A 9809-nucleotide genomic window follows, 5' to 3' on the forward strand; every position below is an offset into this window, starting at 1 on the left:
CTGCTGACGTACAAGCACGACATCCAGGTGCTCGAGGACTTCCGCAGCCTGCGCGAGCGCCAGGGCCATCGCGCGCGCACGCTCATCGTGCTGCGTCACGGCAAGGCGGCGCCTCACGCCGACTACAAGGACGACCTCCAGCGCCCGCTCACGCCCGCCGGTGTCCAGCAGGCCCGTGCACTGGTGCCGCTGCTCGGCGCCTATGGCATACGCCGGGTCGTGAGCAGCCCGGCCGTCCGATGTGCGCAGACCGTCGAGCCGTACGCGCACTCGATCAGCACGTTCCTCGAGATCGACGACCGGCTTGCCGAGGACACCCGAGCCGCCCAGGTCACCCGATCGGTCACGGCGCTGCTGGACCGCAAGAAGCCCGTCGTGCTGTGCTCGCACCGCCCGACGCTGCCCTGGATCTTCGACGCGATCGGCACGGATGTGCACCAGCTGGCTACCGGCGAAGCCATCGTCGTCCACCACCGCAAGGGCAAGGTCATCGCGACCGAGAAGCTGCCCTGACGGCGGAAACCGCCGACTGCCGCCTTCACCGTTAGATCACCGTTCACCGCGCGTTCACCCACGGTCGGACATCGATACACCTGCGGCTCATAGCGTCACGGGACGTAAGCATTCTTTGAATCCCAGAGAGGGACCCCCGTGAACCGCAACTCACTGCGCACAGCCGCCCCCGCGGCCGCGCTCGCACTCGCTCTCGGCCTCAGCGCCTGCGGTGCAGCGAACGAATCCGATGACTCTGGCTCCGACACCGGCACCAAGGTGTCCGGGACCCTGAACGCCGGCGGATCCAGCGCCCAGGAAGCCGCCGTGGCTGCGTGGAAGAAGAACTTCCAGACCACGAACCCCGACGCAACGGTCAACTACGACCCGGTCGGCTCGGGCGGCGGCCGCGAGCAGTTCATCGCCGGCGGCCTCTCGATCGCCGGCTCGGACGCCTACCTGGACGACGAGGAGCTGGCCGCGGCCAAGGAGACCTGCAAGAGCGACATCGTCGAGATCCCGGTCTACGTCAGCCCCATCGCGGTCATCTACAACCTCGACGGCGTCGACGAGCTGAACCTCTCGCCGAAGACCGTCGGCGCGATCTTCGAGGGCAAGATCACCAAGTGGGACGACGCCGCGATCAAGGCCGACAACCCCGACGCCGACCTGCCGAGCAGCGACATCACCCCGGTTCACCGGTCGGACGACTCGGGCACGACCAAGAACTTCACCGACTACCTCGACCAGGCGTCCGAGGGCGGCTGGACCGGTGGCGAGGTCGAGACGTGGCCGATCAAGGGCGGCGAGGCTGCCGAGGGCACCTCGGGCGTCGTGGCTGCGGTCACCGGCGGCAAGGGCACGATCGGCTACGCCGACGAGAGCCAGGCCGGCGAGCTCAGCCAGGCCAAGATCAAGGTCGGCGAGGAGTTCACCGCCGCAACGCCGGAAGCCGCGGCGAAGGTTCTCGACACGGCCGCACCGGTCGAGGGTCGCGGACCGACGGACATCGCCGTCGACGTCGATCGCAAGACTGCCGAGTCCGGCGTCTACCCGATCGTCCTGGCTTCGTACCAGATCGCCTGCCAGACGTACTCGGACAAGGCCACGGCCGACCTCGTCAAGGCCTGGCTGACGTACGTCGCCAGCAGCGACGGCCAGGCTGCTGCCGCCGAGACCGCGGGCTCCGCGCCGCTCTCGTCGGAGTTCAGCAGCAAGGTCCAGGCCGCGATCGACACGATCAAGGCAAGCTGAATCCCCCTTGAGCGACCATACGTTCCTTGAGCTTGTCGGAAGGTCCTTTCGACAAGCTCAAGGAGCGGGGTCGCCCGAGACTTTCCTCCCCGAAAGGCATCACCTGTGACCAGCACGCAGGCTCCCGCTCCCGGCACGACCACCCAGGTCCGCCGGCCCGGCGACCGCGTCTTCGCCGGGCTCTCACTCAGTGCCGGGCTGCTCATCCTCGCGATCCTCGCCGGCGTGGCGATCTTCCTCACGGTCCAGGGACTCCCCGGCATCACCGCCTCGCCCGACGAGGTCAAGAGCGGCAAGAGCTTCCTGCCGTACGTCTGGCCGCTCGTCTACGGCACGCTGATCGCCGCGACCGTCGCGATGGTGATCGCCGTGCCGCTCGCGATCGGGGTCGCCCTGTTCATCTCGCACTACGCGCCCCGCAAGCTGGGACAGAGCCTCGGCTACCTGATCGACCTGCTCGCCGCCGTGCCCAGCGTCGTCTACGGCCTCTGGGGCATCGGATTCCTCGCGCCGCGGCTCGTGCCGTTCTACGAATGGCTCGACGAGCACCTCGGCTTCATCCCCTTCTTCGCCGGGCCCGCCTCCGCGACCGGCCGCACCATCATGACCGCGAGCATCGTGCTGGCGGTCATGATCCTGCCGATCATGACCGCGATCTGCCGCGAGATCTTCCTGCAGACGCCGCGCCTCCACGAAGAGGCCGCCCTGGCGCTCGGCGCGACCCGGTGGGAGATGGCCCGCCTGGCGATCTTCCCGTACGCCCGCTCGGGCATCGTGTCCGCCGCGATGCTCGGCCTCGGCCGCGCCCTGGGTGAGACCCTCGCCGTCGCGATGGTGCTCTCGGTCAGCGTCGGCACCGTGACCGCGAACCTGATCAGCAGCACCAACCCGAGCACGATCGCCGCCAACATCGCCCTCAGCTTCGGTGAGGCCAGCGGCAAGACCGTCAACGCGCTGGTCGCCAGCGGCCTCGTGCTCTTCGTGATCACCTTCCTCGTCAACTTTGCGGCGCGGGCCATCGTGGACCGCCGCAAGGAATTCTCCGGAGCCAACTGATGACGACCACTCTCACTCCCCCGCCCGTCGACATCGCGCGCGAGCTCTACGGCGCCCGGCTGCCCAGCTGGGGACCCAAGGCAGTCATCGCGACCGCCGTGATCGCGGCCGGAGGCGCGTACGTCGCCGGCGCCAACGCTGTCGAGGCCGCGCTGATCGCCTGGGTCATCTGCATGTGCCTGCCCCTGTGGTCGGTGGCCGTCGAGGGCCGTCGCAAGGCGACCGACCGGCTCGTCACGACGCTCGTGTCCTCGGCGTTCGTCCTGGCGCTCTTCCCGCTGTTCAGCATCCTGTGGACCGTCGTCAGCAAGGGCACCAAGGTCCTGTCGGCGGAGTTCTTCACGTACTCGATGCGCAACGTCGTCGGCGAGGGCGGCGGCATCTACCAGGCACTGGTCGGCACGCTGCTGATCACGGGCGCGGCGGCGGTCATCTCGATCCCGATCGGCATCTTCTCGGCGATCTACCTCGTCGAGTATGCCGACGGCAACCGACTGGCCCGCTGGATCCGGTTCCTGGTCGACGTCATGACCGGCATCCCGTCGATCGTCGCGGGCCTGTTCGCGTACGCGCTGTTCGTGCTGTTCTTCGGCGAGGGCGTCCGCATGGGCATCGGCGGCTCGGTCGCCCTGTCGGTGCTGATGATCCCGGTCCTCGTCCGCTCGACCGAGGAGATGCTCAAGCTCGTGCCCAACGAGCTTCGCGAGGCCGCGTACGCGCTGGGGGTGCCGAAGTGGCGCACCGTCGCGAAGGTCGTGCTGCCCACCTCACTCGCCGGCATCGTCACCGGCATCACGCTGTCGATCGCCCGTGTCATCGGCGAGACCGCTCCACTGCTGATCATCGCGGGCGCGACCGACTCGGTGAACTTCAACCTGTTCGACGGACGCATGGCGACGCTTCCGGTGTTCGCCTACACATCGCAGCGCAACCCCGGCATCCCCCCCGAGTTCAGCATCGATCGCGCCTGGGGCGCAGCGCTCGTGCTGCTGATCATCGTGATGCTGCTCAACCTCATCGCCCGCCTCGTCTCCTACTTCTTCTCGCCCAAGGGCGAGCGCTGAGTTCAGAAAGGACTCTGTCATGGCCAAGAGCATCGATGTCTCTGACCTCAACATCTACTACGGCGACTTCCTCGCGGTGGAGGATGTCACGATCCCGATCGCGGCGAAGTCCGTCACGGCGTTCATCGGCCCCTCGGGCTGCGGCAAGTCGACCTTCCTCCGGTCGCTCAACCGTATGCACGAGGTCATCCGCGGAGCGCGTGTCGAGGGCAAGGTCCTGATCGACGGCCAGGACCTCTACGGCGCCGACATGGACCCGGTCAACGTACGCCGGATGATCGGCATGGTCTTCCAGCGCCCCAACCCGTTCCCCACGATGTCGATCTACGACAACGTGCTGGCCGGGCAGAAGCTCAACAGCAAGCGCATGAAGAAGGCCGAGGCCGACGACATCGTCGAGCGGTCGCTGCGCAGCGCCGGCCTGTGGGCCGAGGTCAAGGAACGTCTCGACCGCCCCGGCTCGGGCCTCTCGGGCGGTCAGCAGCAGCGCCTCTGCATCGCCCGCGCGATCTCGGTCGAGCCGGAGATCCTGCTGATGGACGAGCCGTGCTCAGCCCTCGACCCGATCTCGACGAGCGTCATCGAGGACCTGATCCACGAGCTCAAGTCGCAGTACACGATCGTCATCGTCACCCACAACATGCAGCAGGCGGCCCGCGTCTCCGACGAGACCGCGTTCTTCAACCTGTCGGGTGTCGGCAAGCCCGGCCGGCTCATCGAGCACGGTCGTACGGAGACGATCTTCTCCAACCCGACCGACCCCGCGACCGAGGCCTACATCCAGGGCCGGTTCGGGTGACGGTTTACCAGGTTCTCCTGGTAAACCGACACTTCTCTGGGTGAATCTGCCTGAAGGAGTGGACGCTTGCCTGGTGAAGTGACCGCGCCCCGCGCGAGATCAGGGCAGGAACAGGTGGGCGATGCCGTAGGTCAGCGCCGCGACGCTCGCCGCAGCGGGGATCGTGATGATCCAGGCCAGGACGATTCCCTGGGCAACGCCCCAGCGCACCGCGCTGAACCGCTTCGTCGCACCGGCACCCATGATCGCCGACGTGATGGTGTGCGTCGTCGAGACCGGAGCCTGCAGCCCGATCGCCATGCCGTAGAGGACGGTCGCTGCCGTCGCCTCGGCGGCGAAACCCTTGGGCGGATCGAGGTCGATGATGCGGCGGCCCAGGGTGCGCATGATGCGCCAGCCACCCGAGTACGTACCGAGGGCGATCGCGGTGCCTGCGGCGACGATGACCCACAGCGGCACGTCGTCACCATCGGCGTACCCGCCGGCGACCAGGGCCAGGACGATGACGCCCATCGTCTTCTGGGCGTCCTGCAGGCCGTGGCCGAGCGACATCGCAGCAGCCGACACGGTCTGCGAGTGGCGGAAGCCACGGGAGATCCTGTGCGGGCTGGCACGGCGGAAGATCCACATGATCGCCGTCATCAGGATGAAGGCGCCCAGGAATCCCAGAAGCGGGCTGAGCACCATCGGGATCGCGACCTTCTCGATCAGCGTGTCCCACTCGACGGTCGTGGCCGAGGCCAGGCCCGCGCCGACGATACCGCCGATCAGCGCATGGGACGACGACGAGGGGATGCCGAAGTACCAGGTCAGCATGTTCCAGGTGATGGCTCCGACGAGCGCCGCCAGCACGATCGTCAGCGCATGGGAGGCCTCCCCCGGTGCCGTGTTGATGTCGATGATGCCTTGGATCGTCTTGGCCACACCGACACCGAGCAGGGCTCCGACGAAGTTGAGGACCGCTGCCATCGCCAGCGCGATGCGCGGCGTCAGTGCGCGCGTCGAGATCGACGTGGCGATCGCGTTCGCCGCGTCATGGAAGCCGTTGGTGAAGTCAAAGATCAAGGCAATGACGACAACGGCGATGACCATCGCCAGGGTCTGGTCCACAGCCTAGGACTCCTTGACGGCGATTTGCTCAACCGTGTTGGCGACAGACTCCAAGGCGTCGATCGCGTGCTCGAGCGAGTCCGTGACGTCCTTGAGCTTGAGCACCTCGAGCGACTTGTAGCTGCCGCTGAACAGGTTGGCGACGATGCGACGGTAGGAACGATCGCCCTGGTTCTCGAGCCGGTTGATCTCGATCCAGTACTCGTCGAGGTCCTTCATCGTGCGCAGTCGCGGCATCGCGTCGGCGGTGAGCTGCGTCGCGCGCTGGAGCACCTCGACCTGCGGGGCGAACTCGGTCGACAGGTCGCCGAGCTCGTAGAGGTTGACGAGGTCGACGGTCTCCTCCATGAAGTCCATGACGTCGTCGAGGCTGCTCGCCAGTCGGTAGATGTCCTCGCGGTCGAACGGGGTGATGAACGTCGAGTTGACCCGCTTGATGATCGCGTGGGTCGTCTCGTCGGCCTGATGCTCTGCTTCACGCATCTGCTCGCCCAGGGCGGCCTTGTCGGTCTCCGCGTCGAGCATCTGCGCCAAGATGTCGGCGCCGTTCACGAGGTGGTTTGCCATTTCTGAGAACAGATCGTAAAACGATGTCTCAACCGGTCGGATGCGAAAACGCACGACTAGCTCCTGTCAATGCTGGGTAGGCCACGCCCATGCTAGAGGCACGGCGTTCCAGAGTGTGAATCGCGGTGCCCCTCAGGCGTCAACCCGCTTTGGCGATGCCGAGGATCTCGTCAACCTCGCGCTGTGAGAGGTGCCCGTCCTTGGATGAAGCCGCGATGATCAGACGACTCGTCAGCTCGATCTCGTCGAGTGCCTCGTCGTCGCGGAGGCGACTGTCCAGGGGCTCCGGCATCAAGGCACTCCATCTTGCGTCGATCTGCACTACGCGGTCTGCCTGATCGTGGCTCGCCACGATCAGGGTCGTCCTCCCCATGCGTCGAGGCTATCGGGTCGCTCCACACAGCGCACCCCCTTTCCGGTTTAACGAACCGTTCAGCGCACTGGCAGACTGTGTACGCGCGTCGTACGGCGCGGGCCTCTAGCTCAATTGGCAGAGCAGCGGACTTTTAATCCGCGGGTTGTGGGTTCGAGTCCCACGGGGCCCACTCATTCCGGAACCGCGCCTTGCTTCGTGCCGACGCCGATGTTGAGGGGCGCGGTCAGCACGGCGGAGCCGTCTCCGTCGCCGCGCTCACGAAGCATGCCGTCGAGCACCCGGAGGATGTCGGCGCGTTGCGTGTCGGTGAGATCGGCGACCAGCATCCCGGGGATCGGGTTGCTGCCGACGGTCCAGTCCCACAGTTGCTGTCCGGTACGAACCGTGATGCGCTCCTCGTGGCGAATGTCAACCGTGACGTCGGTGAGCCGAGCGTCGATCAAGCGCTGCCGCAGGACTTCGGGGTCGGCGACCTGGAACTCGAGCATCGGCTCGTCCTCGGCAGGACCTTCGAAATCGGGGACCACAGCCTGAATCGCACTGAGGAAGACGTGGAACGCCTCGAACCTTGCCACGTCTCCATACGCGATCAGGAGAACGTGTCCGCCCGGCTTGGTGACCCGAACCATCTCGCGTAGCGCCCGGGCCTGATCCGGCACGAGCATGACACCGAACTGGGAGCCGACGACGTCGTAGCTGTCGTCGGGGAGGTCGAGCGCATGACAGTCCATCACCCGACCCTCGACCTCGAGGCCTTCGACCCTGGCCCGCGCTTCGAAGCGCTCGATCATCTTCGGTGACCAGTCGGTCGCCAGCACCTCGGCGCCGAGCCGTGCGGCCGGAAGACTCAGGCCGCCGGTCCCGGCCGCCACGTCGAGGAAGGTGTCGCCCGCCTGAAGTCCGGCCAGGCGAAGTGCGGCTGTTGCCAGGTCAGCCTCTCCCGGGGCAACGTGCTCGTCGTACTGTGCGGCGATCGCATCCCATGCCTCGACAGGCGCCACGTGCTCGTCCTGTCCTGCCGTCTCGTGCTTGATGTCAGTCATGTCCGTCTCCTTCGCGCTGGTGCTACGGAACAAGACGCTAGGCAGGCAGGAAGCGGATGGCTTCGGCCAAACGGTGCATTGTCTGCTCGAAGGCATGGCCAGTTGTGTGTAGACGGCTCAGATCAGACCGTTCTCGTAGGCGTAGGCAGTGGCCGCCGCGCGTGAGGGCACACCGAGCTTGGTGAGCACGTTGTGGACATGGCGGGCAATCGTCTTCTCGGAGAGCCCCAACTCCCTGGCGATAGCGCGATTGGTCCCGCCGGATGCCACCAGCCTCAACACCTCGACCTCACGCGCCGACAGACCGCCAGCCGCATGGCTGTGCGGACCTCGACCCATCAGGACATCGACACGATCACGGTCCGGCGCCGCGCCCAGTTTCTCGAACACGCGGCATGCGCCGGCGAGCTCCGATGTGGAGGTCTCGGGATCATTCAGCGCGGCACACGCCAGCCCGATGAGGACGTGAACGCGCGCAGCCTCATATGGGGCGTCCAGCTCGCGCCACGCGGATCCGGCAACACGGAGGCGGCGCAGCGCCGATCGCGCGTCGCCCTCCGCAAGGAGTACCGCTCCCGCCGCGGAACCGGCCACAGCGCGAAGATAGGGAGCACCCATCGCTTCTGCGATCTGACCGATCTCCTCTGCGCCTGCACGGGCGGCGCCAAGGTCGCCCGAAGCGATCATGGTCTCGACGTATGCCGGGAGGATGCGTGATCGGGCGGGCGGCTCCTGGATCTCGGCGAGCGAGCGGCGAAGGACTGCGGCCGCCACATCGTGACGTCCTTGAGCCAGCCGGAGCAGCGCAATCCCCGGCTCGGGCGGGCGGCCCGACTCTTTGGCCTTGCGGTAGCTCTCCTCGGCAGCGGCAAACTCGCCACGCAGCCGTTGTAGTTCTCCGAGCTGGTAGTACGCCGAACCAAGCGTGTCCCAAGCGACCGTTCCGGCGAGGAGGTCGCACGCCTGCTGAGCCGCCACCATCGCGTCGGGCCACGCCCCTCCCAGCTGCATGAGCTCACATCGATGAATCAGGCAGTTGCCTCGAAACGGCACGAGGTCGGGCTGGGCGTCGCACCATCGGGTGAGAGCGGCCGTCCACTCCCTTGCCCTTCGTAGGTCGAAGACCTCCGAGCAACCGGCGATGACCGTGCAGTACGTGATTCCGGCATACATCGGCGACACCTCGCCAGTTGTGACGCCGACCATGACCTCGTCCAGCAGGGCCAGGCCTGAGGGACCTTCGCCCTGCATGAGCAGGCACATTCCCTGGCCGAGGCGTGACAGCGTCACGAGGTCGGAGTCGTCGAAGCGTTGGCCATCGGCGACGCTCTCGGTGAAGTCGTCCTGGGCGCTCTCGATCGCTCCGCCCCACATCCGCACAAACGCGTTCCAGGTACGCACCCACCCACGTTCTGCACAGTCGCCGCTGCCCTCGAGAACCCGTTCCCCACGGGCGAACCACCCCATGGCTGGGGCGGCTTCCCCGCGGAACAACAGGCCCGCTCCGATCTGCACCGCGTTCCGGGCGGCACGCTCCGGATGGTTGCGGCGGAGGGCTTCGTGGTGGGCACGAGTCCACGCGCGCGTGGACTCCTCATCGAGGCCGCAGAGATACCCGGCGAGCGCGAGCTTCTCGAGATCATCCAGCTCGAGCGGCGTCGCTGCATCGGCGGCCGCGAACTGCCGGTACGCATCGCCCCATGAGCTCGTGCCGAAGGACGTTCGAGCCCGTTCCAGCACATCGATCGTCGTCACCAAACCAGTGTCGCGCTTTCGCGTGCTGTTCGCGGTTGATCAAGGGCCGCTTGGGCAGTCCGTACGGATGCACGTCATCGCGCCGCCTGTTCGACCTGCGTCCGCGTTCCCCACACACCGATCGACGCGGCGAACGCGATCGCGGCGAGGATGAGGAACGCATCGCGCTGGCTGCCGGTGGCAGTCGCCAGGACGGCACCGGCGAAGGGCGCGATGGCAGATGCCAGCAGGATGGGCGCCGAGAGGATCGCACTCAGGTGCCCGTAGCGGGCGGTCCCCCAGCGGTCACTGAC

The 9809-nt window shown here is 66.9% G+C and carries 10 protein-coding genes, 1 tRNA gene and 1 pseudogene; 6 read left to right on the forward strand and 6 right to left on the reverse strand.

Annotation, left to right across the window (positions count from 1 at the left end; genetic code table 11):
* The 5 genes from V6M46_RS14400 to pstB all read left to right on the forward strand — a co-directional run.
* On the forward strand, nt 1–513 hold a 513-nt coding region (locus V6M46_RS14400; RefSeq protein ID WP_332666351.1), incomplete at its 5' end, for a SixA phosphatase family protein.
* Nucleotides 514–651: 138 nt separating this feature from the next.
* On the forward strand, nt 652–1746 hold the full coding sequence (pstS, locus tag V6M46_RS14405; RefSeq protein WP_332666353.1) for a phosphate ABC transporter substrate-binding protein PstS: 1095 nt from the start codon (nt 652–654) through the stop codon (nt 1744–1746).
* Between the two features lie 105 nt (nt 1747–1851).
* Nucleotides 1852–2802 (forward strand): phosphate ABC transporter permease subunit PstC, encoded by a 951-nt coding sequence (gene pstC / locus V6M46_RS14410; RefSeq protein ID WP_332666355.1) that lies wholly within the window; start codon nt 1852–1854, stop codon nt 2800–2802.
* Entirely contained in the window at nt 2802–3866 is a 1065-nt protein-coding gene (gene pstA, locus V6M46_RS14415) for a phosphate ABC transporter permease PstA (protein WP_332666357.1), read from the forward strand. The genes pstC and pstA overlap by 1 nt, the downstream gene beginning before the upstream one ends.
* A 19-nt stretch (nt 3867–3885) precedes the next feature.
* A complete protein-coding gene (pstB, locus tag V6M46_RS14420; RefSeq protein WP_332666359.1) occupies nt 3886–4665 on the forward strand; it encodes a phosphate ABC transporter ATP-binding protein PstB in 780 nt (259 codons plus the stop codon).
* A gap of 99 nt (nt 4666–4764) precedes the next feature.
* Here the strand turns inward: pstB and V6M46_RS14425 are convergent, their stop codons facing one another.
* From V6M46_RS14425 to V6M46_RS14435, 3 genes are all read right to left on the reverse strand, one after another.
* Nucleotides 4765–5757, reverse strand: coding sequence for an inorganic phosphate transporter (locus tag V6M46_RS14425; protein ID WP_442880527.1), 993 nt, complete (start codon nt 5755–5757; stop codon nt 4765–4767).
* 21 nt (nt 5758–5778) lie between these two features.
* On the reverse strand, nt 5779–6396 hold the full coding sequence (locus tag V6M46_RS14430) for a DUF47 domain-containing protein (RefSeq protein WP_332666362.1): 618 nt from the start codon (nt 6394–6396) through the stop codon (nt 5779–5781).
* A gap of 85 nt (nt 6397–6481) precedes the next feature.
* Nucleotides 6482–6634 carry a hypothetical protein gene (locus V6M46_RS14435; protein WP_332666364.1) on the reverse strand — a complete coding sequence of 51 codons (153 nt, stop codon included), beginning with the start codon at nt 6632–6634 and terminating at the stop codon, nt 6482–6484.
* 180 nt (nt 6635–6814) lie between these two features.
* Here V6M46_RS14435 and V6M46_RS14440 point away from each other — a divergent pair.
* Nucleotides 6815–6887: transfer RNA gene (locus tag V6M46_RS14440), tRNA-Lys, on the forward strand.
* 1 nt (nt 6888) lies between these two features.
* Here the strand turns inward: V6M46_RS14440 and V6M46_RS14445 are convergent.
* The 3 genes and pseudogenes from V6M46_RS14445 to V6M46_RS14455 form a co-directional block, all read right to left on the reverse strand.
* A complete protein-coding gene (locus V6M46_RS14445) occupies nt 6889–7761 on the reverse strand; it encodes a class I SAM-dependent methyltransferase (protein WP_332666366.1) in 873 nt (290 codons plus the stop codon).
* 117 nt (nt 7762–7878) lie between these two features.
* Nucleotides 7879–9516 (reverse strand): helix-turn-helix transcriptional regulator, encoded by a 1638-nt coding sequence (locus V6M46_RS14450; RefSeq protein WP_332666368.1) that lies wholly within the window; start codon nt 9514–9516, stop codon nt 7879–7881.
* 74 nt (nt 9517–9590) lie between these two features.
* Nucleotides 9591–9809 (reverse strand): annotated as a pseudogene (locus V6M46_RS14455) (MFS transporter); the annotation flags it as partial.

The organism is Aeromicrobium sp., from assembly GCF_036676885.1.
Taxonomy (GTDB): domain Bacteria; phylum Actinomycetota; class Actinomycetes; order Propionibacteriales; family Nocardioidaceae; genus Aeromicrobium.